The organism is Cohaesibacter sp. CAU 1516 (genome assembly GCF_005771485.1).
GTDB lineage: Bacteria > Pseudomonadota > Alphaproteobacteria > Rhizobiales > Cohaesibacteraceae > Cohaesibacter > Cohaesibacter intestini.
The window spans coordinates 230,609-255,534 of sequence record NZ_VANT01000002.1 but is presented as its reverse complement, the minus strand read 5'-3'; the positions used below and the strand labels follow the sequence as shown (position 1 = coordinate 255,534).

The 24,926-nt window shown below is 56.6% G+C and carries 17 protein-coding genes and 1 pseudogene; 6 read left to right on the top strand and 12 right to left on the bottom strand.

Features of this window, described 5'->3' with window-relative positions; all coding sequences use genetic code 11:
* Positions 1–419: 419 nt before the first annotated feature.
* Complete coding sequence (locus FDK21_RS08050) at positions 420–5,249, bottom strand: NAD-glutamate dehydrogenase (protein ID WP_138148111.1); 4,830 nt, start codon at positions 5,247–5,249, stop codon at positions 420–422.
* 355 nt (positions 5,250–5,604) lie between these two features.
* On the opposite strand from FDK21_RS08050, the gene FDK21_RS08045 reads away from it, so the two are divergent.
* Complete coding sequence (locus FDK21_RS08045; RefSeq protein ID WP_246657524.1) at positions 5,605–6,210, top strand: peroxidase-related enzyme; 606 nt, start codon at positions 5,605–5,607, stop codon at positions 6,208–6,210.
* 52 nt (positions 6,211–6,262) lie between these two features.
* Here the strand turns inward: FDK21_RS08045 and FDK21_RS08040 are convergent, their stop codons facing one another.
* Both FDK21_RS08040 and FDK21_RS08035 read right to left on the bottom strand, forming a co-directional pair.
* The gene (locus FDK21_RS08040) at positions 6,263–6,805 is read right to left on the bottom strand and encodes a hypothetical protein (RefSeq protein ID WP_138148109.1); all 543 of its coding nucleotides are present in this window, start codon (positions 6,803–6,805) and stop codon (positions 6,263–6,265) included.
* Positions 6,806–6,997: 192 nt separating this feature from the next.
* Complete coding sequence (locus FDK21_RS08035) at positions 6,998–7,930, bottom strand: LysR family transcriptional regulator (protein ID WP_138148108.1); 933 nt, start codon at positions 7,928–7,930, stop codon at positions 6,998–7,000.
* Between the two features lie 157 nt (positions 7,931–8,087).
* On the opposite strand from FDK21_RS08035, the gene FDK21_RS08030 reads away from it, so the two are divergent.
* Entirely contained in the window at positions 8,088–9,332 is a 1,245-nt protein-coding gene (locus FDK21_RS08030; protein ID WP_138148106.1) for an MFS transporter, read from the top strand.
* A 163-nt stretch (positions 9,333–9,495) separates the two neighbouring features.
* On the top strand, positions 9,496–9,840 hold the full coding sequence (locus FDK21_RS08025; protein ID WP_138148104.1) for a hypothetical protein: 345 nt from the start codon (positions 9,496–9,498) through the stop codon (positions 9,838–9,840).
* A gap of 77 nt (positions 9,841–9,917) precedes the next feature.
* On the opposite strand, the gene leuB is transcribed toward FDK21_RS08025, so the two are convergent.
* The 5 genes and pseudogenes from leuB to FDK21_RS08000 form a co-directional block, all read right to left on the bottom strand.
* Positions 9,918–11,024: a 3-isopropylmalate dehydrogenase gene (gene leuB, locus FDK21_RS08020; protein ID WP_138148103.1), complete on the bottom strand. Its 1,107-nt coding sequence runs from the start codon at positions 11,022–11,024 to the stop codon at positions 9,918–9,920.
* A 116-nt stretch (positions 11,025–11,140) separates the two neighbouring features.
* A pseudogene (locus tag FDK21_RS21065) lies at positions 11,141–11,685 on the bottom strand (SUMF1/EgtB/PvdO family nonheme iron enzyme).
* 336 nt (positions 11,686–12,021) lie between these two features.
* Positions 12,022–12,627: a 3-isopropylmalate dehydratase small subunit gene (leuD, locus tag FDK21_RS08010; protein ID WP_138148101.1), complete on the bottom strand. Its 606-nt coding sequence runs from the start codon at positions 12,625–12,627 to the stop codon at positions 12,022–12,024.
* Positions 12,628–12,696: 69 nt separating this feature from the next.
* Positions 12,697–13,653, bottom strand: coding sequence for an N-acetyl-gamma-glutamyl-phosphate reductase (argC, locus tag FDK21_RS08005; RefSeq protein ID WP_138148100.1), 957 nt, complete (start codon positions 13,651–13,653; stop codon positions 12,697–12,699).
* Between the two features lie 114 nt (positions 13,654–13,767).
* On the bottom strand, positions 13,768–14,040 hold the full coding sequence (locus FDK21_RS08000; protein ID WP_114008333.1) for a hypothetical protein: 273 nt from the start codon (positions 14,038–14,040) through the stop codon (positions 13,768–13,770).
* A gap of 668 nt (positions 14,041–14,708) precedes the next feature.
* Here FDK21_RS08000 and FDK21_RS07995 point away from each other — a divergent pair.
* From FDK21_RS07995 to FDK21_RS20605, 3 genes are all read left to right on the top strand, one after another.
* A complete protein-coding gene (locus FDK21_RS07995; RefSeq protein ID WP_114008334.1) occupies positions 14,709–16,385 on the top strand; it encodes a cache domain-containing protein in 1,677 nt (558 codons plus the stop codon).
* A gap of 547 nt (positions 16,386–16,932) precedes the next feature.
* On the top strand, positions 16,933–17,970 hold the full coding sequence (locus FDK21_RS07990) for an aspartate-semialdehyde dehydrogenase (protein WP_138148099.1): 1,038 nt from the start codon (positions 16,933–16,935) through the stop codon (positions 17,968–17,970).
* Positions 17,971–18,261: 291 nt separating this feature from the next.
* Positions 18,262–20,649 carry a methyl-accepting chemotaxis protein gene (locus FDK21_RS20605; protein ID WP_171021994.1) on the top strand — a complete coding sequence of 796 codons (2,388 nt, stop codon included), beginning with the start codon at positions 18,262–18,264 and terminating at the stop codon, positions 20,647–20,649.
* Between the two features lie 97 nt (positions 20,650–20,746).
* On the opposite strand, the gene FDK21_RS07980 is transcribed toward FDK21_RS20605, so the two are convergent.
* The 4 genes from FDK21_RS07980 to FDK21_RS07965 form a co-directional block, all read right to left on the bottom strand.
* The gene (locus FDK21_RS07980) at positions 20,747–21,397 is read right to left on the bottom strand and encodes a carbonic anhydrase (RefSeq protein WP_114008337.1); all 651 of its coding nucleotides are present in this window, start codon (positions 21,395–21,397) and stop codon (positions 20,747–20,749) included.
* Between the two features lie 137 nt (positions 21,398–21,534).
* On the bottom strand, positions 21,535–22,494 hold the full coding sequence (locus FDK21_RS07975) for a threonine/serine dehydratase (RefSeq protein ID WP_138148098.1): 960 nt from the start codon (positions 22,492–22,494) through the stop codon (positions 21,535–21,537).
* A gap of 66 nt (positions 22,495–22,560) precedes the next feature.
* Positions 22,561–23,550: a pyridoxal kinase gene (pdxY, locus tag FDK21_RS07970; RefSeq protein ID WP_246657523.1), complete on the bottom strand. Its 990-nt coding sequence runs from the start codon at positions 23,548–23,550 to the stop codon at positions 22,561–22,563.
* Between the two features lie 90 nt (positions 23,551–23,640).
* Positions 23,641–24,813: an FAD-binding oxidoreductase gene (locus tag FDK21_RS07965; protein ID WP_138148097.1), complete on the bottom strand. Its 1,173-nt coding sequence runs from the start codon at positions 24,811–24,813 to the stop codon at positions 23,641–23,643.
* Positions 24,814–24,926 lie beyond the last annotated feature (113 nt).

Genomic DNA, 24,926 nt, shown 5'->3' with positions numbered 1-24,926 from the left:
GCAGTCCGGGCAGGTGTTGATTGACCTGCGGGCGAGTCGCGCCCCACAGTTAACGTCCAGTTTAGCGGTCTGTTGGTTAAGACAGTTTTAACTTTTGCCGCAGGCAGTCGCTCCCGTCGCAGTGCCCTGTGCGATTGGTGCAGAACTGGCTGGCGATCGGGGAAATCGATCCGGATTCAGAAGGGTCAGGATTGTGCTCTTTTGCCGGTGAACAGTCCTGAAGGATGGGTGATAAGACGGGCCGGTATCCCGTCGGGATGAGACGGCAAGGATGCTGGAAAGGCGGGATTGCTGCAAGCCAAAGCCGCCTGACTTATCGTCCGATGGTCATGACTTCAGGGAATGGGGTGAAGGCACAAGAAAGGCCGGGGCATCACGGATGCCCCGGCCTGTTGATGGTCGATTGGACTTCGTGTCGATCAGATGTCGCGGGCGAGGTCGGAGAGAAGCCCTGCGGCGACCGCGAATTTCGAGACTGTCAAGGTGTCGCTGTCCATGATGGCATTGACCGCCTTGACCGTCCGCTTGATGGCGGGACCTTCTTCCTCGATCCATTGTTCCATGCCGGACTTGTTGTCGCCACCATAGCTCAGGATGCCCGCCGTCATCAGATTGTGGGCGTTCGAGAGGCTGTCGCGCACCCGGTCAAGGGCAAGGCCTTCATAATAGTCAGAGACATCGAGGCTCTGGGCGAGGGCATCGATGCGACCGATCTTGAAGTGTCCGGCAACGGCGAAATAGGCTTCTGCCGCGGTGTCCAGTGACTTGTCCGCCTTGTCAGCCACCAGAATGATGTCCGGAATATGGGAGACAAGCGACAGATGGGCGATGCGGCTGGCCAGCTGCTTGGGGACGCCATTTTCGACATAGCGCTCGGTTTCCGAAGCCAGACGATCCGAGAGATATGGCGGCAGATATTTGTCGATTTTCGGCGACAAGTCATCGATGCCATTGCGATAATGCTCTACCGCATCTGCGATGGAGGTTGAGGTCGGGATGCTGCGCATGAACCACAAAATCTCCGCCAAGAGCAGTTTCTGCACTTCGTGATAGAGCTCAAGCTGCATGGCCCCGGAGACCTTGCTGTCCAGAGCATCGATGGCATCATGCAACTCTCTGAGACCGAAGGAATCGCGCACGACCACATAGGCACGGGCAATCTCGACGACGGAGGTGCCGGTCTTGTCAGCAATGCGCGGGATGAGGGTCGCCCCGCCACGGTTGATCATCGAGTTGGTGATCAGAGTGGTGATGATTTCCCGGCGCAGGCGGTGATCGGCAATCTCGTCCGCAAAATCACCCTGCATCTTTTCAGGGAAATAGAAGCGCAGCTCCCGTTCCAGATAGTCCTCGTCCGGCAGATTGCTTTCCAGCAGATCCTCATAAAGGGTGTTTTTGGCATAGGCCAGCAGAACGGAGATTTCTGCCCGTGTCAGAGGCTGGCCTTTCTTGCGCATTTCGTTGAGGATCTCGTTGTCGGGCAGGAATTCGACATCGCGATCCAGATCCCCCGCTTCTTCCATCCGTTCCATCAAACGGCGTTGATAGCCGAAATCTTCCATGCCGCGTTGCTCGGTGAGCGAGACGGACAGGGTCTGCAGATAGTTGTTGCGCAGGCACAGACCGGCGACTGTGTTGGTCATTTCGGACAGCAGCTTGTTGCGGGCCGTAACATCCATCTTGCCTTTGCGCACGGCGGCGCCAAGGGCAATCTTGATGTTGACTTCCATATCCGAGCTGTTGACGCCTGCGGAATTGTCGATGGCATCGGTGTTGCAGCGTCCGCCCAACCGGTTGAATTCGATACGGGCACGCTGGGTTACACCCAGATTGGCGCCTTCGCCGATGGCTTTGACGCGCAGCTCTTTCGGTGTGACGCGGATGGCGTCGTTGGCACGGTCATCCGCATCCGCATCGCTTTCGCTCGAAGCGCGGATATAGGTGCCGATGCCGCCGAACCACAAAAGATCCGCTTCGGCCATCAGAATGGCCTTCATCAGTTCCTGCGGGGTGACCTTCTTTTTGCTCAGGCCAAGCGCCTGCTGTGCTTCACTGGACAGGGTAATGGATTTCTCTGAACGTGAGAAAACGCCACCGCCCTTGGAAATCAGCGAGGTGTCATAGTCCTTCCAGGATGACCGGCCGAGATCGAAGATGCGTTTGCGCTCCTTCCAACTGGTCTCCGGATCCGGATTGGGATCGATGAAGATGTCGCGATGGTCAAAGGCAGCAATCAGTCTGGTCGCCTTGGACAGCAACATGCCATTGCCGAAGACGTCGCCGGACATGTCGCCGACGCCGACCACGGTGAATGGCTCGGTCTGAATGTCGCGATCCATTTCCCGGAAGTGGCGTTTGACCGCTTCCCAGGCACCGCGCGCGGTGATGCCCATTTTCTTGTGGTCATAGCCAGCGGAGCCGCCGGATGCGAAGGCGTCACCGAGCCAGAAGGAATGGTCTTCTGAAATGCCGTTGGCGATGTCGGAGAAGGTGGCCGTGCCCTTGTCGGCGGCGACAACCAGATAGGGATCGTCCTCATCGTGACGGGTGACATTTTCCGGTGGCAGAATGGTCTGACCCTCCAGATTGTCGGTCACATCGAGCAGCGAGGAGATGAACAGCCGATAGGAGGCGATGCCCTCGGCCATGAAGGCCTCGCGGTCGCTGGAGGGTGGCAGATGCTTGGGCACGAAGCCGCCCTTCGAGCCGACGGGCACGATCACCGCATTCTTGACCTGCTGGGCCTTGACCAGACCGAGCACCTCGGTGCGGAAATCCTGTGGTCGATCCGACCATCTCAGGCCACCGCGGGCAACCTTGCCGAAGCGCAGATGCAGGCCTTCGACGCGGGGGCTATAGACGAAGATTTCGCGGAATGGCTTGGGCTCCGGCATGTCTTCCATGGCCCGCGGATTGAGCTTGATCGACAGGGTCGGTTTGTAGCCACCTTCCTCGGTGCGCTGGTAGAAGTTGGTGCGCAGGCTGGCTTGAATGACACCGAGGAACTTGCGCAGGATGCGGTCGTCATCAAGGTTGGAGACCTGTTCAAGTGCCGTCAGGATGCCACTGGACAGGCGTTTGCATTCCTCCTCGCGCGCCTTGTGCTTGGGATCAAAGCGGGCGTGGAAAAGATCGACCAGCAGCGCGCCGAGATCGGGATATTTGTCCAGCGTATCCCACATATAGTCCTGATCATACGGAATGCGGACCTGGCGCAGATAACGCGAAATCGTGCGTAGAATGGTGATGTCGCGCCAATGCAGGTTCGCTGCCATGGCCAGACGGTTGTAGCCATCATTCTCGGCCTGACCATCCCAAATGGCGAGGAAACAGGCTTCGAGCTTGTCGCCGACTTCCTTGATGTTGATCGACTTGCAGCTGGCCCGTTCCAGATCCATGTCATGCATCCAGAAGGTGCGGTTGGACCCCATCGGCGAGATGGCATAGGAGCGTTCGTCAATCACCCGGAAGCCCATATTTTCAAGGATCGGCACCCGTTCGGACAATGGAATTGGATTGTCCTGATGGAAGATTTTCAGGGTGATGCGGTGATCTGCTTCTTTTTCATCACGATAGAATTGAATGGCGGTATCCACCGAACCATTCATTCGCTCCATGATCGAGATGTCGTTGAGCGCAATATCCGGCGAGAAGGTGTCACGATAGGCCTCGGAGAAAGCCTCGCAATAGCGATGCACCATCTGTGACGCTTTCTTGATGCTCATCGCATCGCGCAAGGCCAAATCGAGGCGATCAGCCCATGTGGTGACGATTTTGTTGACTTCGTTTTCCAGCTCGAGACGCGACGGGGTCGGTGTCTTGCCATGGCGGCGGCCGATGATGAAATGGACGCGGGTCAGCGGGCTGTCGGGGAAATCGAGATAGGTGGCCGAGATATGGCCGTCATAGACCTTGCACAGATAGTCGCCGATTTTCAGTCGGACCGATGTGTTGAAGCGGTCGCGCGGGACATAGACGAGACTGGAGACAAAGCGGTCGAACTTGTCGACGCGAGAGAGAACCCGAACGCGCGGACGGCGGCTGAGGCGGAGGATCTCCTCAGAGTTGTTGAGCAGAGTCTGTTCATCAACCTGGAACAGCTCGTCGCGGGGATAGCCTTCCAGAACGTTGAGCAGAGCCTTGCCCGAATGGCCGGACGGATCCACCGAGGCCTTGTCGATCGTGCGGGCGACCTTGCGGCGCAGGAACGGGATGTTTGTGGCGGACCGGTTGTAGGCGGTGGAAGTGAAGAGGCCGACAATGCGCAACTCACCGGTCAGTTGGCCCTGATCGCCATAGATCTTGACGCCGATATAATCCATGTAGGTGCGGCGGTGAACCTTGGTCTTGACGTTGGCCTTGGTAATGATCAGCGGTTCCGGCCGCATCAGGAATTCGCGGATTTCCGGGGTCATGGTCACCAGTTCGGAGCCACGACGCAGCACCCGCACATCCGGATTGCGCAGAATGCCAAGGCCGGGACGTTGGGTCCGCTTCAGCTCTCCCTCGCTCGGGGAGCCTTCAAAGGCATATTCGCGCATACCCAAAAGGGTGAAATTGTTGTCGACCAGCCAGCGGAGGAATTCAACGGTCTCTTCGATTTCGTCTTGCGGCAGAGGCGGTGGCGTGATCTTGAAAATGGCGATGGTTTCTTCCAGACGCAGCAGCATCGACTTCCAGTCGGTCACGCAGGCAGACACGTCCTCAAGAACAATGTTGAGTTCCTTCTTCAATTCGTTTTTCTGCGTCTTGCCGGAGATGCGGGACACGTGGACGTGGATCAGGCTTTCACGCTGGGGCTTGACGCCGTTCTTTGCCTCGCGGCGATCACGCAAGCCGACAAGCTTTTTCTCGTCATCGCGTTCGGTATCAAAGATCGGATGCAGCACCAGATGAATGTCGAAGCCAAGCTGTTGCAACTCGCCCATGATCGAATCAACCAGAAATGGCTTGTTCACATTGTGAAGTTGGATGATGGAGACCTGGTTCAGCATCTCGCCATTCTCGCCCTCGTAGACGGGGTCGAAAATGTCGATGGTGTGACCGCCATCAAAAGGGGGGGTGAAACGTTCGAAGGCCTGTTGTGCAAAATGGGCGATTTCCTCGGCGCGATAACGGGAGAGATCCTCCTTGTCGCTTGCTTTGAGGAGCCGCTCGAGAAAGTCGGCTTCCAGATCGCCTTGTTTTGCTGCGATGGCCTTGGCGTTTGCCAGACGTTCGGCGTGTTCGCGTACCAGTTCGGGTGCCATTTTGTTTCCTCCGGGGACCCGGTTTGCCGGCACCCCTTTTCTTTTTGACCGTTATGAGACGAATATTAGCGGTCTTTCACGATAACCATAAACCTATCAGGGTAAATGTTGGTCAAACACTGACGTAAAAATTTCTTGAGCGAGAAATTGCAATTGTTCACCGAAAAGACTTGTGGATGACATCTGTTCTTTCCGTCCCGGCTAGGGACGGGAAATTATCCCCCTGTTTGGACGAATGTCGGAATGTTCCTGCTCTTGAAGCCTGTGACCCAAGGCTTCAATATGACGTGGGGAGCGCGGGCCGAACAAACAAGATCCGTTCAGGATCATGCCCGACATTTCCATGGGAGGAAAGATGACTGAATTGAAAGAGGGCCGGGAGCCGGTCAAACAGGCGGGAAAGGCTGTCACGGCACTTGATTTGCCGCCAATGGATCCGATGCCGGACGATATCGGTAACTATTTTGCCATTTGTGCAGAAAAGCTCGGCATGGTGCCCAATGTGCTTCAGGCCTACAGCTTTGATGAGGCGAAATTTCGCGCCTTTTCGCAGCTTTACAACAATCTGATGCTGGATGAGAGCGGACTGAGCAAGCTGGAGCGGGAAATGATCGCGGTGGTGGTTTCCTCGATCAACCGCTGTTTCTACTGCCTTGTGGCCCATGGGCAAGCGGTGCGGCAGCTGTCTGGCGATCCGCTATTGGGAGAACTGATGGTGATGAATTATCGTGCTGCAGACCTGTCAGACCGCCATCGGGTGATGCTTGATTATGCCGCGAAGTTGACCGAGACGCCAGAAAAGGTGACCGGCGAGGACCGCGCCATGCTCACCGCGGTCGGTTTCTCGGATCGTGATATCTGGGACATCGCCAATGTCACCGGTTTCTTCAACATGTCGAACCGGGTGGCAATTGCCAGCGACATGACCCCCAATGATGGCTATCACGGTCAGGATCGCTAAGGTGTATTGCAATTTGCTGTCCGGTCTGCCGATTGGCAGGCCGGGCCGCGGTCTAACGGCAATAATCGAGCGCGATCTTCATTGCCCATGACGACCCTTTGAGCGAGAAGGTCTCGAATTGCCGAGCGAAGCGGACATTGAGACGGTTGGCGCTTTGCAGCAGGCTGATCAATAGAGCATCGCGCGAAAGCATGTCAGTGATCAGCGCGCCTTCATATTCGCCCATTTCCAGAGTCAAAGGGGGATGGCCATCAAAGGAGAAGGTGACCGGCTTGGGGTCGGCCCAATCCAGTGCCAGCCTGTCGATCCGACGACCTGCCATGGAGATATATCGATCTCCACCTTTGCCGCAGACATAGCTTAGAGCCAGTTTGCCGTTGCGACTCTCGGTGTTGGCCGCATAGCCGTCATAATAGGGCGGCTCGTCAATCGATAGCTTGTAAATGCTCCAGTGACCTCTTTGCCCGCGCTGGATGGGTTCGGCCGGTTGCTCTTGCGTTTCATTGCAGTTGCGTTCGACGCAGGCGTGATATTTCGGGCTGGTGGCGCCGGGCGAATTGGCAAGGCAAGACCAGATGCAGCGTTGCAGTGCCATCGGGTCATCCCCGGATTGGGTGGACGCGGTGCTAGTGAAGGCGAGCAGAGCTGTTGTGGCAGTCAATAGGGTGGGCAATATAGATGTCATCTGAACCGGATCTCTTCAGGTAATGGGTCGCAATGGCAAGGCTGGCCTTGTTCGAATGGGCAATAAGCAATAGAGATATTAGAGCGTGTATCTGCCGATCTGTCACGAAGAAACTGGATTTTGATCTTGCGCCCATGCCAGATGCCCGGCACGCAGTCGGCGGGCCAGTTTGGTAAAGGCCTGCGCCGTGGGCGAGCGATTGTCTCGCAGAATCGCGCAGGCAATGTCGACCTGAATATTCGGATGGTGCAGACGCTTGTAGACGATATCCTCAAGGGCGAGTTGGCGCATGCAATCGGGCACCAGTGAGAAGCCGAGATCTGCGGCAACCATGCTCATGATCGAGGCAATCTGTGGGGCGGCCTGACCGATGATCGGCTCGAACCCGGCTTTCTGACAGGCAAGAATCGCCGAATCATGCAGGATCAGGCCGACAATCGGTGGCGTCAGAATGAGGGGCGTATCCTTGAGCAGCAGCAAATCGATTGCCTCTGCGTCGGGGGCCGGATCACGGCTGCGGGACATGGCGGCGATCAGCGCTTCGCTGTCGAGTTGATGGGTGGTGATACTGGGCGGATCCTGATCGCTGGGGCGCAGGATCGCCACATCAAGGTCGCCCTTTTCCAGATCCTCGCGCAATTGGGTTGAGTGGCTTTCCTTGACGCGGAACATCACATCGGGAAAGTCGCGCCGGAAGGTGCGGATCAGGCGTGAGACAATCGGGTTGAGGGCTGATGCGCCGGTGATGCCGAGATTGAGAGTGCCTGTCTCACCACGGGCGGCGCGGCGGGCGGCTTCGAGCGCCTGCTCTGCCTGAGAGGGAAGGTTATGGACCTGTTCAAGGAAGGCTTTGCCTGCGGCGGTCAGCTCGGCCCCGTGGGGCATGCGGTAGAAAAGCGCACTGCCGACCTCGCGCTCAAGATCCTTTATCTGCTGGCTCAACGGGGGTTGGGCAATGCCAACACGTGCTGCGGCGCGGGTGAAATTCTTCTCCTCGGCCACCGCCAGAAAGTAGCGAATATGGCGCAGTTCCATCAATTGGCTCCCTTGGGCTGATGGCGGATGGTGCCCTTTCTCCGTATGAAATCGGGATATCCATATAAAATAGATATCAAGAAAGGCAGTATCATATATTAGATAAATTGGAACTCATCCGATATAGGTGGAAATCCACACATACAGGATAAGTGTAATGTCTAATGTCGCCGCAGCAACGCTCCCTGCTGCCAAGTCTTTTGTTTCGTCTCCTCAGCCTCAGCCGTTCATCCGGCAGGGAACGCGCTCGTTCACAAAAGTGGCTTGCGCTCTATTTCTGGCCGGGTTCAACACCTTTGCCCTGCTTTATTGCGTTCAACCCCTGCTGCCGATGTTTGCCGAGCATTTTCGTGTTACTCCGGCCACCAGCTCGCTGGCTTTGTCGCTCTGTCTGGCCTGTCTGGCGCTGTCGATCATGGTGCTTGGGGCCGTGTCGCAGCAATTGGGCCGCAAGGGGGTGATGCTGACGTCGATGTTGCTGGCGTCGGCCCTTAATATGGCTGCGGCCATTGCGCCGGGCTGGCATGGCTTACTGATCGCCCGGGCCTTCGAAGGGCTGGCGCTTGGTGGTTTGCCTGCCGTGGCAATGGCCTATCTGGCAGAAGAAATCCACCCGGATGATTTGCCCAAGGCGATGGGGATCTATGTTGGCGGTACGGCGTTTGGCGCGATGCTGGGCCGGGTCGGCCTTGGGTTGATGACCGAATTTATCAGCTGGCAGGAGGCTCTGCAGGTGATGGGGGTTTTGACCACTCTTGCCGCGCTCGGCTTTGCCTTTTTGCTGCCGCCTTCAACGCATTTCGAAAAAAGACGTGATGCGAGCCTGACTTTCCATCTGTCCGCATGGCGCGCCCATTTGCGCAATCCGCCCTTGATGCGGCTTTATCTGATTGGCTTTTGCCTGACCGGGGTCTTTTCGACCGTCTATAATTATCTTAGCTTCCGGCTGTTTGAAGCGCCCTATCATATGGGGCCCTTTGCGGTCAGTTTGATCTTTCTGCTCTATTTGATCGGTACGCTGTCGTCGTCGGTCTCCGGCACCCTGATTGCCCGCTTCGGGCAGCGCAAGCTTCTTATGGCAGCCTTCAGTCTGACCCTTATGGGGCTTGGCATGACCTTGTTCCAACCGCTGGTGCTGATTTGTGTTGGCGTCGGGCTGATCACCACGGGGTTCTTCGTTGGTCATTCGGTGGTCAGTGGCGCGGTGGGCTTGGCGGCTGAAGGCAACAAAGGGCACGCCTCTTCGCTCTATCTGCTGTTCTATTATGTCGGGGCAAGTTTCATTGGCTATCTGGGTGGCTGGTTCTGGCATTTGTCAGGCTGGAGCGGACTGGCGGGCCTGACGGCCTGTCTGGCGCTGATGGCGCTGACGGTATCCAGCCGGGTCGGACGACCTTCCTGAGGGTATCGCGACAACAGAGTTTCTTTTCTCCATGGCAGGAGACGACACAAAGGCCGGACGGTTCGCCGCCCGGCTTTTACCGTTCCTGCTTTTGCCATCCTTCTGCCTTGATGCCCTGCCACCTGATTGTGTGCGTGGTTCCCTTTGTTGAAACAGGCATAGAATGCGAAAATTACGTCTCTTGTTGGCGGCACCTCTTGTCGGCCTGTTGATCTGGTTTTTCTATCCAAGCGAGCCAAAAGGCAGTGTCTTCAAAACCTTCACCAGCCCGGACGGCCGCTACGTCGTCACCGTCTATCGCTATGTGATGTCATTTGCCTTGCCGGGCGGTGGCGGCAGTGATGCGCCGGGGCGGATTGAGCTGACCTGTTCGGACGGGCGTTTGTTGCACAAGGCTCCGGTGCCGATGGTTATCATGGCAGTCGATGAACCCGAGTGGTTCAAGGATGAAGTCAGGTTGCCCGGTATTCTAGACTATTGGCCTTTGAGCGATCCCTGTTCGCCCTGAGGACAGGATTTGACGCATGAAAAAGGCCGGATCATGCGACCCGGCCTTTTCTCTTTTCTAGCTTTAAAAGTCTTTGCTTATGCCAGCGCTTTCAGCTCTTCAATGACAGCGGCGCCCATTTCCTTGGTGGTGACGACCGTGTCGCCTTCCTTGGCGATGTCACCGGTGCGCAGGCCTTTTTCCAAAACCTTGGCAACTGCAGCGTCGAGCATTTCGGCTTCCTTGATCATTTCGAAGCTGTAGCGAAGGGCCATCGAGAAGGAGGCGATCATGGCGATCGGGTTGGCAATGCCTTTGCCTGCAATGTCCGGCGCGGAGCCATGCACTGGCTCATACATCGCCTTGCGTTTGCCGGTTTCGGCATCTGGCGCACCAAGGGAAGCAGACGGCAACATGCCCAGCGAACCGGTCAGCATGGCTGCGACGTCGGACAGGATGTCGCCAAACAGGTTGTCGCAGACGATGACGTCATATTGCTTTGGATTGCGGACCAACTGCATGGCGCAGTTGTCGGCCAGCACATGCTCAAGCGGGGTGTCTGGATATTCTTCCGCACCGATTTTCGAGACAACCTGTTTCCAGAGCACGCCGGAACGCATGACATTGTGTTTCTCGGCGGAAGCCACGCGGTTGGAGCGGGTCTTGGCCAGATCGAAGGCGACGCGGGTGATGCGCTCGATTTCGCTGGTGGTATAGAGCTGGGTGTCAACGGCGCGCTGCTGGCCATCTTCCAGCGTGACGATTTCTTTTGGCTCACCGAAATAGACGCCGCCGGTCAGCTCGCGGACGATCAGGATGTCGAGGCCTTCGACCAGATCCTTTTTGAGCGAAGAGGCATCGGCCAAAGCCGGGAAGCAGATGGCCGGGCGCAGGTTGGCAAACAGGCCCATATCCTTGCGCAGACGCAGAAGGCCAGCTTCGGGGCGGGCGTTATACGGCACATCGGCCCATTTGGGGCCACCAACGGCGCCAAAGATCACAGCGTCAGAAGCCATGGCCTTGGCCATGTCGTCCTCGGAAATGGCAACACCATGGGCATCATAAGCGGAGCCGCCCACGAGACCTTCGTCACATTCGAAGGTGACATCGAGATTGGTGTTCATCCAGTCGATGATCACCTTCACTTCATTCATGATTTCGGGGCCGATGCCGTCACCGGGCAGAAGAAAGAGCTTGTGGGCCATGCTGCTTGTCCTGTTGACTTGAAAGAAATGCGATCCCGCAGTGCGAAGCGCAAGGATCGGAAAGAAAAACTGTTCTGGGCATTCGATTAATACCCTGAGCCGCGTATTGCAAGGCCCTAAACGGGTCTTACGATGCGAAACCCCAAATCGTCGATGGCAAATGTAGGGTGGCTGCGGCGCCTATTGGTCGCAAGGCACCCTCGTTCCGCGTCGGCCCAACCGCCTCCGCGAAAGCTTCTGTATCTGCCATAGGTCTCGGCATCATATATATTCGAGCACCATTCCCAGACATTGCCGAGCATGTCATGTAAACCCCAGTCGTTCGGGCGCTTGGTTCCCACCGGCTGGGGCGTCCTGCAGAATTCTCTCGATACCAGGCGATATCAGATAGCGGGCCATAGCGTGGTTCATTGCTGCCGGCCCTGCAGGCATATTCCCACTCTGCCTCTGTCGGCAATCGGTAGCCTCTGGCGGCCGGATCCCAGTCGGCATCCTGCTGGTCCGTGTGAAAGTGGTAACAGCAGTCATGGCCTGCTGCCCGGGACAAGGCATTGCAGAAGCGGGCCGCTTGCAGCCATGAGACGGAGGTGACCGGCAGGTCTGTGCCTTCAAAGTCGAGCTCGATTGCACCGCAAAGCGCCGAGTATGTTGATGATGTCATCTGGAAGGCGCTGATCAAAAGGGGTGCGATGGGTGCAGACCACCGCTTGGCGATGCGATTGTCCTGCATGAGGATGGTTCCTGCAGGAATGGGCCTGAGCTGCTGCTCGATTTGTGCGACAATTGAATGCATCGTCTGTCCACTGCAAAGTGAGATTCAAAAAGCCAGACCGACAGGTCTGGCTGGAGAGTGCCGGGATAGGCATGAAAAAGCCGGGCGGTTGGCCCGGCTATTTGGGTGTTCTTCGGGCTGTCGGTGTTTCCCAGTGGGAAACACCTGTCGCTGATCGGGCAGTGCGTAGGGCACCATTGCTATGCGTTTCGCTGGGCGAAACGCTTAAACCCAAGGACGCTCTGCTTCCATGCCTTTTTCGAACTTGTCGACATTGCTGATTTTTTCCATCGACAGGCCGATATCGTCGAGGCCTTCGATCAGGCATTTCTTTTTGAATGGATCCACCTCAAAAGCGATCTCACCGCCGTCCGGGCCCTTGATGACCTGATTTTCCAGATCGATGGTCAGAGTGGCGTTGGCACCGCGCGAGGCGTCGTCCAGCAGCTTGGCATGGTCTTCTTCATTGACGATGATTGGCAGAATGCCATTCTTGAAGGTGTTGTTGTAGAAAATGTCAGCAAAGCTGGTGGAGATCACACATTTGATGCCGAAATCGAGCAGGGCCCAAGGGGCATGCTCACGGGACGAACCACAGCCAAAATTGTCGCCAGCCACAAGAATCTGGGCGTTGCGGTAAGCGTCCTGATTGAGGACGAAGTCGGTATTCTCGGAGCCGTCCTCATTGTAACGCATTTCGCTGAACAGATTGACGCCGAGGCCGGAGCGCTTGATGGTCTTGAGGAACTGTTTCGGAATGATCATGTCGGTGTCGATATTGATCAGGGGCATCGGTGCGGCAACCGCGGTCAAAGTGGTGAATTTTTCCATCTTTCAATCGATCCTTTAAAACGGTCCGGGTTTGGTCCTTGGACGTCCGTCGTCTGTTTTCAGTATGGGTCAGAGGGGGGCGATGTCGAGGCCGGTGGTCTCGTCGATTCCCATCATGATGTTCATATTCTGCACGGCAGCCCCTGATGCGCCCTTGCCCAGATTGTCATAAACGGCGAGCAGGACTGCCTGTCCGATCTCGTCATTGCCATGAACATGGAGATGCAGGGAGTTGGTGCCGTTGAGATGTTCCGGCGTGATGGCGTCCAGCTTGCCAGCGGCTTCGAGCGGGGCGACCTTGACGAAGATCTCGTCCGCATAGCGATCTGCGAGGCAGGCATGCAGGTCGGCCAGTTTCGGCTGACTGTCGAGCGCCCAGAGATTGAGCGGGATGGCACCGATCATGCCTTGTGCATAGGTGCCGACCGCTGGCTGGAAGACCGGAGGATGCTCAAGACCGGAATAGGCTTGCATTTCCGGCACATGTTTGTGCGCCAGCGTCAGGCCATAGGGCCAGTAAGGCACCTTGATCGGGTTTTCGTTGCTTTCATAGTCGGCAATCATGCCCTTGCCGCCGCCGGAATAGCCGGAAATGGCATTCAGGGTTGCGGGGAAATTGGCCGGGATCAGACCGGCTTCGACCAGAGGCCGCATGATGGCGAGATAGCCTTGCGGATAGCAGCCGGGATTGGAGACCCGCTTGGCCTCGGCGATGGCAGCGCGCTGGCCTTTGCTCAGTTCGGCAAAACCATAGGTCCAGCCTTCGGCGGTCCGGTGGGCTGACGAAGCATCAATGACGCGGGTGTCTTTGTTCTCGATCAGGCTGACGGCCTCGATCGCTGCCGCATCGGGCAGGCAGAGAATGGCAATGTCGGCCTCGTTCAGCATCTGGGCGCGGGCCTCTGCATCCTTGCGCAGATTGTCCGGCAGGCGCAAAAACTTGATGTCGTTGCGACCTTCAAGGCGGGTCCGGATTTGCAGTCCCGTTGTGCCAACTTCGCCATCGATAAAGAGTTTTGCGACCATTTGTTCCTTGTCCGACTTGGTTCTGAATTGTCTTGTCATATGAAGGGATAGCCCCGGTGATGAAAAGGGGACAGCCCATCGATTGCCCCTCCATACATCAAAGGGGCTGGCTTGTCATCGTGTGAAATGACTGATGAGCCACAGCACAAGAATAATTGCAAATATTGCGCCAGCGCTGCGTCCGATGCGGGTGCCCCACAACTCGATTGGATCGTTGGGGTCGACGTCGCTGCCACCCAGATGCCCCTTGGCACGGCCTGCTGCGCGGGCCAGTGTCGAGGTGCCGATGGCCTCTGAATCCATGTCGACGCGCTTCAAGGTGCGTTCGGCTTCCATCCGCCGCGCCTCGTCCTGGCTCTCACGTGATTGTTTCGTCTTTTTTGTCATGTTTGCTGTTTAACCTGTTTTTTCTGCAGCAATCAAGCGATAGGCGACAAAAGGAGCGGGGCAAAAAGGAAACTTTGCCTGCTTTGTTTCTACAATTACCTGTTCTTCTGGCGGCCCGTTTTTGGGCAAGCCCATTGCCTGATACCATAAACAAACTGGCGATCCCGAGTCCTATTCTTTGCCGACACGCGGCGAGTTTCGAATAAAAACGACGTCGAAACTGGTTTCGATTGTGTTGTTAATCAAAAGTATTAGGCAGCTCTGATGTAGCCGAAGGTGACAGCTTGGTGCGTTGTATTTTAGTTTTGACCAAAACCATCTAATATTAGGAAAGACCTTCTGGTTGACTTCAGTCGAATATTTGCAACTTTACGGCGGCCGGAATGAAATTCCGTCAGTGGTAATTTTAATGAGATTTTTGATCACTTTTAATCGATTTTGTTGAGTTTTATAGAATTATTTTTTTAGGGCGAAGTTTGTAATAGTCGCGGCGTTAAGCAGTAAAAAATCAAGATTAGTTACAATAGAAGCAGGATGTAGAGCGTTTCAGAGAAATATTTCTGAAAAAGGGAACAATTGCGCTTGCTTCAAACGGTCGTTCCGTCGATGTGAGGACTTAGATCTGGCGACTTGAATGAAGCAGGCGTGCAAAAGTCGGAAAAGACACAATGCGCTTCACTATTGCAAAGAGACTGTATCTCCTGGTCGCGGTTTTCCTGATTGGTATCTCCGGGATGGTTTTCACGCTCAATCAGAATGCAGCGACGAACCTGTCGGATCAGAAAGCAGCGGAATTGAAAAGTCTGGTTGATGTGGCTGTCCATATCGCCCAGTCCAAATATGACGCCTTCAAGGCGGGTGAGATAAGCGAGCTGGAGGCCAAGGAAGCCACCAAGTCCGCCGTCAAGGCCATGCGCTATCGGGGGCAGGAATATTTCTGGATCAACGATATGGACAATGTCGTTGTGATGCATTCGGTCAAACCCGCGCTTGATGGCAAGGATCTGACCGACCTGAAAGATGCCAATGGTGTTCGGATTTTCCCGGCCTTTGTCAAAACTGTCAAGGCAAATGGCGCTGGCTTTGTCGGCTATCTTTGGCCCAAACCGGGGCAGGAAGAGCCTGTCGACAAGCTCTCCTACGTCAAGGGCTTTGCGCCCTGGGGCTGGGTTATCGGCACGGGCGTCTATACGGATGATCTGCAGGCCATCCTGTGGAACAATACGCGGACGGCTCTTTTGATCGGTGCAATCATCATGCTGATTGGTCTGGCGGTCGCCTGGTACACGCTGCGCTCGATCCTCAAGCCCATGGGGTCGTTGAAGCGCGCGATGTTGCGTCTTGCCAATAATGAACCAATCAATGAAGTTCCCGCCGAAGATCGTCAGGATGAGCTTGGGGAAATGGCGCAGGCTGTGAAGACCTTCCGTGACATGAATGCTGAACGCAAACAGCTGGCGGAGCAACAGCAGCTTGATCAAACCGGTCAGGCGGAACGGCAGGCTCAGATCGACAGTCTGATTGAGAATTTTCGCACCGAGTCCCGTCGCGAGCTGCAGGTGGTCACCCAGCAGATGGATCGTCTGCGCAGCACGGCCAGCAGTCTGACCCAGCTGTCGCAATCGACCGCAGAACGGTCGGATCAGGCGCTGAGCGCGGCGTCTCTGGCATCTTCCAATGTTCAGACCGTGGCGGCTGCCAGTGAGGAATTCGTGGCCTCGATTGGTGAAATCGGCCGTCAGGTCGAGCAGGCAACCAGCGCCGTCAATGATGCCATGGTGACCACGGGCGCTGCCAATGAACGTGTCGGCAGTCTGGATGCCGCCGCACAACAGATCGGCGATGTGGTCAGCCTGATCCGGGACATCGCTGAACAGACCAACCTGCTGGCATTGAACGCCACGATTGAAGCGGCACGGGCCGGTGAAATGGGCAAGGGCTTTGCTGTCGTTGCCGCCGAAGTGAAGGAACTGGCCAACCAGACCTCCAAGGCGACCGAGCAGATCAGCCAGCAGATCTCGACCATTCAGAACGAGACCCATGAAGCGGTTCAGTCGATCGAAATCATCGGCACCACCATCGAGAAGGTGAATGTCTTTACCGCTTCCATTTCGGAAGCCGTGGAGCAGCAGAATCTGGCGACCAACGAAATCGCGGCGTCGATTCAGGAGGCCTCGCAAGGCACCTCCGCCGTTAGCCAAGACATTGAGGTCGTGTCCGGTGCCGCGACCCAGACACGCAGTGCGGTCGATGAAGTCAACTCTGTTTCTGCGGACGTCAATGAATGTGCCGAAGGGCTGACCAGGACCGTTGACCGGTTCCTTGATAAGGTGGCCAGCGCGTAAGCTGCCGACAGGTCATGCAATTGCAGAAGGGCGGGCTCGAACCCCGCCCTTTTTGTTGCTTGATTGGGCGGGGATTGTTCGGCCATTGCATCTGACATGATTTTCACCCCTCTAGGCCTGCAGGGCCTCTTTGGGAGCTGATCAGGGCACAAGGCGGTCAATCGGCAAGGCGATGTGCGCGAGGGGGCCAAAAGGAACAAATAACCGGTTCACGCGGATTTGGTCTTGACTTGACTGCCCAGTTGCAGCAAAACCCATAAACGATCCGAGAGGGTTGCGCATTATGCGCCAAAACTGGGTTTGAGCATGCCATTTGTTGCCGAAACAAAGATGATGAAGACAAAGAACGCAGGGTCCATGACCGGCGCTTTCATCATTGCTGCGCTCATTCCGACTACAATCAAGACTACCACCAAGATTTGAAGCCCCTCTCGTTCCCTGACTGCTTCCCCCAGGGCTGTGAGGGGAGCAGGGCCGCCTGTCAAAGCCACAGTGAGCATGACGGCGGACAAACTTGGGGGAGCGCTGGATCAGGAGATCAAGACAAATGGGTTATAAAGTTGCAGTCGTAGGCGCCACGGGCAATGTTGGTCGTGAGATGCTCGACATTCTCTCCGAGCGCGGGTTCCCGGCGGATAAAGTGGTCGCGCTGGCGTCCAGCCGCTCCAAGGGCAAGGAAGTGTCCTTCGGTGACAAAATCCTGAAATGTCAGGTGCTCGATCATTATGATTTTTCCGACACCGATTTCTGTTTGATGTCGGCTGGCGGTTCGCTGTCCAAAGAATGGTCACCAAAGATCGCCGCACAGGGCTGCATCGTCATCGATAACAGCTCCCAGTGGCGCTATGACGAGCGCATTCCGCTGATCGTGCCGGAAGTCAACGCCCATGTTCTGGAAAGCTGGATTGCCGACGAGAAGCGCATCAATATCATTGCCAACCCGAACTGTTCCACCGCCCAGTTGCTGGTCGCCCTCAAACCCCTGCATGACAAGGCCACCATCAAGCGTGCGGTTGTTGCCACCTACCAGTCCGTTTCCGGCGCTGGCAAGGAAGCCATGGACGAGCTGTTCACCCAGACCCGTGCGGTCTTCGTGTCCGATCCGATCGAACCGAAAAAATTCACCAAGCGGATGGCCTTCAATGTGATCCCGCATATTGACGTCTTCATGGATGACGGTTCCACCAAGGAAGAGTGGAAGGTTGTTGCCGAAACCAAGAAGATGCTTGATCCGAATATCAAGGTCACCTGCACCGCCGTCCGCGTGCCCGTTTTCGTGTCCCACGCCGAAGCCGTCAATCTGGAATTCGAACAGCCAATCTCTGCTGACGAAGCCCGTGACATCCTGCGTGAGGCTCCAGGCTGTCTGGTCATCGACAAGCGCGAAGATGGCGGCTACATCACTCCGGTCGAAGCGGCTGGTGAAGATGCGACCTACATCTCCCGTATCCGTGAGGATTCCACAGTTGAGAATGGCCTGAATATCTGGGTTGTTTCTGACAATCTGCGCAAGGGCGCTGCGCTGAACACGGTTCAGATCGCCGAGACGCTGGTCAACAAAGGGCTCGTGAAGCCACGCGGTTGATCCACACGCAAGACGTGCTTTTTTCCACATGCATGAAAATTCAAACCGGTCTGTCTGATGACAGGCCGGTTTTTTGTTATGCCTCAATAAGTTGTAGTGACAATGGGAGCGATCAACCAGAGCGATTGTGGCTCTGCAAGGTGTGTCGTAGAAATCCTTACAAATAAAAGTTGCGTAGTTATATGTTAGTTGCAACTTATTATTAACCATACTTCGCTTTCATACATTGTTAATCAATGAATTCCTCCAGACAGGTTTTTGGCAATGTTGGCAAGCTTTGGGACGCTCCGTTTGAGCAAAAAAATACCGGCGATGGTGCTGGGCAGTGTTCTGCTGTCGACCATTTTGCTGGGGTTTCTCGCCTTTACCTTCACCAGTGATATTGTCGGTTCGATTGTCGCCACGAATTTGAAGACGATGGCGACTGAGCGGCGCAATCATGTGCAGGATCGTTTGAACGAGATCGACCGGACCTTGCTGCTGACGGCCAATAGTCCGCAGACCCGTCAGGCGCTTGCCGCCTTTTCTGCCGCTTGGCAAGAATTGGGCGACGCATCTGAGGATCAGCTGCAGTCAGCGTATGTTGCCAACAATCCCCATGCGCAGAAGCTCCGGCTCGACAAGGCGGAGACGGGCACTGCCTATGACGCGGTTCATGGCACCTATCATCCCTGGTATCGCGATCTGCTGACACACCATGAGCTTCATGATGTGTTCCTGTTCGATGGGAAGGGCAATCTGCTCTACACGGTCTACAAGGAGTCGGATTTTGGTACCAACCTGCTGACAGGGCGCTGGAAGGATACCGATTTGGCCAAGGCCTATCGCAAGGCAGTTGCGTCCGGCAAAGGGCAGATTTCCTTTTTTGATTTTGCCCCCTTCGCCCCCAGCGGCGGAGCGCCAGCCAGTTTTCTGTCAACGCCGGTATACGGCACGGACGGCACGGTGGCCGGGGTTCTGGCTTTCCAGTTGCCCAACGTGGCCGACGAGATTCTCAAGGATCATCAGGCCTTGGGAAAAATGGGAGAGTTTATCGTGGTCGGCGAAGATCTGCTGATGCGCAACAACTCTCCCTTCGTTGACGGCGATAGTTTCCTCAAGACCAAAATTGACGCCGAGGCAATCCGCAAGGCAGTGGGGGGCGATGAAGCGATGGAAATCATTCACGGCTATCGCGCCATGGATATGAAGCTGTTTGCGGTGCCGCTGAAATTCCATGGGGTGAGTTGGGTCGTGGCCGCCTTGGTCAGCGTCGAGGAATTTTCCAAGCCTGTGGTTGCTATGCGCGATGCGATTTTGCTGGCGGTTCTGGGGCTGGTGGTCGTGCTCGGTCTGCTCGGATTCTATTTGGCACGCGGCATCACCAAGCCAATGAATGCCCTGCTGGTGGATATGAAGATCCTTGCACGGGACAATCCGGATGTGAAACTGGAAGCCATGGATCGCAGCGACGAGATCGGTGACATGACCCGCGCCTTGTCGGTCTTCAGGGACAATACCCTGAAACGCCGGGAGCTGGAGGTGTCGCAGGCGACCGAGCGCCAGAGAGAAGAAAGACGGCAAAACCATATCAGCACCATTGTCGAGGGCTTCCGCGCCACCATATCCGATGTGATCGCAACGATGCGGGATGGCAACAATACCATGGTCAGTTCGGCAGATAGCCTCAGGCACGCGGCCCAATCGGCCAATCAGAAAGCATCGGATGCCTCGAGCGCGACCCGCAATGCCACGGGCAATGTGCAGACGGTGGCCAGTGCTGCAGAGGAATTGTCTGGCTCTATCCGCGAAATCGCCCATCAGTCGGGACGCACCTATGAAGTGGTCGGCAAGTTGCGCAGCACCGCGGATCAAGCAGAAAGCGAAGTGACCGGGCTGGCCAGAACGGTTGAGCAAGTGGGCGCAGTGGTTGAGATGATCCGGGCCATTGCAGAGCAGACCAATTTGTTGGCGCTCAATGCCACCATCGAAGCGGCCCGTGCGGGTGAGGCCGGCAAGGGATTTGCTGTCGTGGCCGCCGAGGTCAAGGAGCTCTCTACACAGACCGCGAAGGCGACGGAAGAGATTGCCAAGCAAATCGACACCATTCAGGTTTCAACCAAGGATGCGGTGAATGCGATTGGCCTGATGGCGGGCGCCGTTGGCGAAATCAATGAAATGTCCGCTTCGATCGCGGCCTCTTCCGAGGAGCAGGATGCGGCGACCCAGGAAATTTCCAAGAGTATCGCCCTTGCCTCCGAAGGCAGCGCGCAGGTGGCTGTTAATGTGGAAGGAGTTAGCGAGGCCATCGAAGAGACCAGCAAGCAGGCCGAGCAAGTGCGCACTGTGTCGGAAAGTCTGACCCAGACGGCCCAGAGTCTGTCCGAGTCGGTCGAGGGCTTTCTGAGTGACGTGTCGCGGGATGTTGAGGAGCGGCGCAAAGCCCTGCGGATGGCCGTCAATGACTCGGTAACGCTGGTGCTTGATGGCCAGAACCATGCGTGCATCATGGTCAACCGCACCAATCTGGGCTGTAGTCTGGTCGATATTCCAAGCCATTTAACCGAAGGCGCCTTGGTGACGGTTCGAAGTGAGGATGGGCAGGAAGACCGGTATCGCACCGTTTGGGTCAAGGGCAATCAGGCGGGTTTCAGCAGCGAAATGGCGCAAATGGAGAGCCCATTGCGCAAGGCGGGATAACCTTTTTGTCCGTATTATGAATGATGCAAGGCCCGTCGATTGCTGTAATCGACGGGCCTTGTGCTGACTCTGTGTCTGTTGTTGGGTTGGCCGGTGCTCAGGCTTCTTCCACCGTCTTGAAGGAGCGGTCGTCACGGTCATAATATTCGAGGCGGCCTTGGCGGATGTCGAACCAGGCGCCATGCAGATCGAGTGTTCCAAGGACCACGGCTTCGCGAACGAAACCATAGCTCATCAGATTTTCAATCGACTTCATGATCGAGCTGCGCTCCAGCAGGCCCTGATGATCGAGGTCGGGGCGGTTGAGGCCGGCAAGGCGCTCGGGCTTGTCGGCCGGTGCCAATTGGGCCGCCCACTGGCCGATATAATTGCCCTCGGACAAAGGCTCCATATCTTCGGAAATATAGGCCGCGACACCACCGCAACGGCCATGGCCCATAATGACAATATGCTTGACTTTGAGGGCATTGACGGCAAATTCCAGCGCGGCTGCGGTGCCATGCAAGCCTTCCATCTGTTCATTCTGGGCGGGAACGATATTGGCAACGTTGCGCACGACGAACATTTCACCAGGTCCGGCATTGAAGATGTCCGAAGGGGTGGCACGGCTGTCGCAACAGCCGATCAGCATGATGTCCGGCTTCTGCCCCTCGTCATGCAGTTCCTCGTAACGCTGGCTGTCGCTTTTGAATTTTCCACTCTTGAAGGCGGCATAGCCTTCGAGCAGTCTTTCTGGTAGTTGGGCCATCTTTGCTCTCTTCGATTTTGTTTTTCTGTTTTGATCGATTCCTCTGAACGCATCTTGTGCCAAAGGCCCGTCAAATCAAGAGGCGACAGCGGGATTTTGCCAAGCTCCTATCAATTGCAGGGGCTTTTGCTGTCTGCTCACTCTTGGCTGGTCAGAGTGGCCAGTTTGTCGAGATCGACATTCGAGCCACAAAGCACCACGCCGACCCGTTCGTCTTTTTCCGGTTTGTAGGCACCGGACAGAAGCGCGGCAAAGGCTGTGGCGCCTCCGGCTTCGGTGGCCAGATGGTGGCGGGTCCAGAGGGTTTTCTGAGCCTCGAGAATGGCCTCGTCGTCAAGGCACAAAACATGATCGATCTTGTCTCTCGCAATCTGATAGACCATGTCGCCGGTGCGTTTGGCACCAAGGCTGTCGGCGGCCACGCCGGAAACCGGTACATCGACCGGGCCACCTGCCGCGAGCGCTTGTGCAAGGGCAGAAGCCTCGTTCGGCTCAACGCCAATCACCTTGACGCGCTTGTCAAACCAACTGGCAATGCCGGAAATCAGACCGCCGCCGCCAACGGCCACCAGCAGGGTGTCGGGCAGATCCGGCCCCATTTGTTGCTCCAGTTCGAGGCCCAGCGTGCCCTGTCCGCAAATGGTGTGAAAGCCGTCATAGGCATGCAGTCCGATGGCGCCTGTCTCGGTCTGATAGGCGCTGCACAGCTCCAGAGCATCGGCATAGCGCTCGCCTTTGACGACAATCTCCGCACCATAGGAGCGGATGCGGGCAATCTTGGCAGGGCTGGCAATGTCGGGGACGAAGATCCGCGCCTTGATGCCGAGCTTACGGGCTGCATAGGCAACAGCGGCGCCGTGATTGCCGCCTGAGGCTGCGGCGACACCCGCCTCGGGCACATCGCGGCTCAGCAGATTGTAGAAGGCACCGCGCGGCTTGAAGGTGCCGGAATGTTGCAACAATTCGAGCTTTAGGCTGACCGGCCCGGCAAGACCAAGCTCGGTTCCATCGATGGCAAAGACCGGTGTCTTGCGGATGTGGGAAGCGATCAGGTCGTGGGCATGGCGCATGTCATCGGTCGAGGGAAAAGCCGTCATAATGACCTCTTGTTGGGCGGGGAAAGGGCGGGTGGCTCTGTGCAGGACAGCACAGGACAGCCCAAATCAATTGGGCCGCAAGACCGTCCGGCGGGGGGCGGCATTGACCATGCGCATATGGACCATCGCCATCGGATGAGTGAAACGGTCGCCAAAGCGGGCAACTTCCAGATCGGCATAGCCGGAGCGCACCGAACGAGAGACGACCTCGAGGATGCCGCTGGCCGCCCGCTTCAATGCCTGCTCGCCGGATTGGCCCGACAGGCGGTAGGCGAGAAACAATGCGGCGACCATATCGCCGGTGCCGTTGGGCGGGTTCGGAATGATCGGATGTTCGGCCATGATGGCAATGTCAGAGCGGGCCGGTTCCGGTGCCTGAGTGGTCGCGTCCTGCGCGGTTTCTTCAAGCGGCTTGGGGGCTTCGATCAGCAGATTGGCGATGGCGTTGCGCATCATCGGGAAGGCACTGGTGATCAGGGTGGTCGGACAGCCCAGTTGATTGGCATTGTTGATCAGATCGGCATTGTTGCGGGCTTCCTTGCCAGTCAGCCAATTGAACTCGAACCGGTTGGGGGTGATGATGTCGGCTCGCGGAATCAACAGGTCGCGAATGGCGATGGCAATCTCTTCAGCAATATAGAGGCCATTTTCCTCCCCCATCACCGGATCGCAGACATAGAGACTGTCCGGGTTGGCTGCCTTCAGCCCATCGACAAGTCTGGCGACTGCCTCGACCTGAGCGACCGAGCCCATATAACCGCTCAACAGTGCCCCTAGATTGGCAAAATCGGGATGGCGTTCGAGATCCTCAAGGCTGTGGGCAAAGAGGCTGGCGTCGATGGTGTTGCGGGTTGAGGGACCATGACCGGGATGCCATGGCAGAATGACGGTCGGAACTTCCCAGACCGGGAAGCCCAACCGTTCAAGGGCGAAGGAGGCAGCGCGGTTGCCAACAGCACCAGCCATGACGTGGGAGGAGATGACAAGCACCGGCTTTGCGTCCGGTTGGGTCTGGCCTGCCATCGGGCCTCCTTGAAGATTGCTGTTGGCTGTCATGGAATTGGTTCCCTTTCGGGGCCATTGCGTTGCTGACCCCGTTCCGGTTCCGACGCTGGTTGCTGTCGCCGCTCGTCCTTGGTCTGATGGTCAGATGATGTTCATTTCCCTGACCGGCTTGTTAGCCAGAACCCTTTCATAGCCGAAAATGGAGAGGTCAAGCGAGCGATATTCGCCATGCAGAAACAGTTCTCCAACGGCAAACCCCGCACCGGGGGCATGCTGCAGGCCGTGACCTGAATAGCCAGCATTGAAGTAGAAATTCTCGATCTCCGGATGGGCGCCGATCACTGCATTCTGGTCGAGGGTACAATATTCATAATGCCCGGCCCATGCATTGACCATCTTGATGGCATCAAAGCCCGGCATGCGCTCATAAAGGGTTGGCCAGATGACCTCCTCGAACAAATCATAATGGGGATCGAGATCATCATGTTCAACGGCAGTGTCGATTTCTGCGCCGGGGCCGACGCCCGAAATATAGACGTTGCCTTCGGGTCGGACATAGACACCGGACGGGTCCACCATCAAGGGCATGCCCGGATGAGGCTTGGGATTGTCGATGACAAAGATGGTCCGCTTGCGGGCTTCGATCGGCAGGGGGATGCCGAGCATGGCGGCAACTTTTCCTGCTTGCGGGCCTGCGCAATTGGCAACCGCCCCGCAGGCGATGCGTTCGCCCGAGACCAGCGTGACGGTACTGACGCGGTTGCCGGTCTTCTCAAGGCCAACCACCTCGCCCTTGATGAAATGGACACCCGCTGCAATGGCTCCTTTGCGGACCAGATCAAGCAGCATATGGGCATCGAACCAGCCCTCACCGGACTGACCGTAGCAGCCTGCGGCCAGATCGTCTGTATTGAGCCAGGGGAAGCGGGCTTTCATGGCAGCTGGGTCGAGCAGGATATTGTCCGCACCATTGGCCATCTGGATCGCGTGATTGGATTGCAGGATGGGAAGGCCTGCTTCGGTTGCCAGAATCAGATAGCCGTCTTCGCAAAAGCCGATATCGGCCTCTGGGCCAAAGCGGTCCTGCAACTCACCGATGAAGCGGCGACCGAACAGGGACAGCTGGATATTTTCCGGTGTCGAGAATTGTTGGCGGATCGAGGCCGCCGACAAGGTGGTTGAGGAGTTGGCATAGGTGGGGTCTTTTTCAACCACGATGACCGAGCCTTCAAAGCCAAGATCCTTTTTGAGGAAATAGGCAAGGCAAGCACCCATGATCGCTCCGCCGATGATGACGAGATCTGCTTGTTTCATTGTTTTCCGTTCTGAATTGTCCACTCTGGTTGGACACCACCTTCCCCGGATGGCACGATTCGCCTAAGGAAGGGGGTGGCGACCTGCATCTTTGGTGCTTATGTTGTCGCGCT